A 700-nucleotide genomic window follows, 5' to 3' on the forward strand; every position below is an offset into this window, starting at 1 on the left:
TCAATAACTTCAGGATCTATATCTTTAGCAATTCCTATTCTATGCTCATCAGCAAAAACCATAGTATCGCTCTTTTCAACAAATTTATCAGCACCTACTTTACAAACTGGGCAAATTTCTGGTGCATTTTCTCCTTCGTGAATATAACCACAAACTGTACAAACAAATTTTTTCATAATATATCCTCCTCAAAATTCAATACTTTTTTTATTTATAATTTATAATGTTTTATTAATCTTTTATCCTTATAAAATTTATTATGCAACATTAGATATTGAATAGAAACAAATAATTATTGTTAATTAAAATATCTATTTAATAATCCATTAAAAGCTAAGCCATGTCGTGCTTCATCTTTACACATTTCATGAACAGTATCATGAATAGCATCTAAGTTTAATTTTTTAGCAAGTGTAGCTAAGTCTTTTTTACCTTGACAAGCTCCGTGTTCAGCATCAACTCTAGCTTGTAAATTAGCTTTTGTATCAGATACAACAACTTCACCTAAAATTTCAGCAAATTTAGCAGCATGTTCAGCTTCTTCCCATGCTATTCTCTTATAAGCTTCAGCAACTTCAGGGAAACCTTCTCTATCAGCTTGACGACTCATAGCAATGTACATACCAACTTCAGTACATTCCCCAATAAAATTAGCTCTTAAACCTTCAATAACTTCAGGATCTATATCTTTAGCAATTCC

The 700-nt window shown here is 30.4% G+C and carries 2 protein-coding genes; both read right to left on the reverse strand.

What is annotated here, in order from left to right:
- Positions 1 to 176: rubredoxin-like domain-containing protein (locus AC07E4_RS12685; RefSeq protein ID WP_478216576.1), on the reverse strand; the 176-nt coding region annotated here is incomplete at its 3' end.
- A gap of 122 nt (positions 177 to 298) precedes the next feature.
- The coding region (locus AC07E4_RS12690) for a ferritin-like domain-containing protein (RefSeq protein ID WP_478216575.1) at positions 299 to 700 on the reverse strand (402 nt) is incomplete at its 5' end.

Source organism: Clostridium amazonense, from assembly GCF_056431285.1.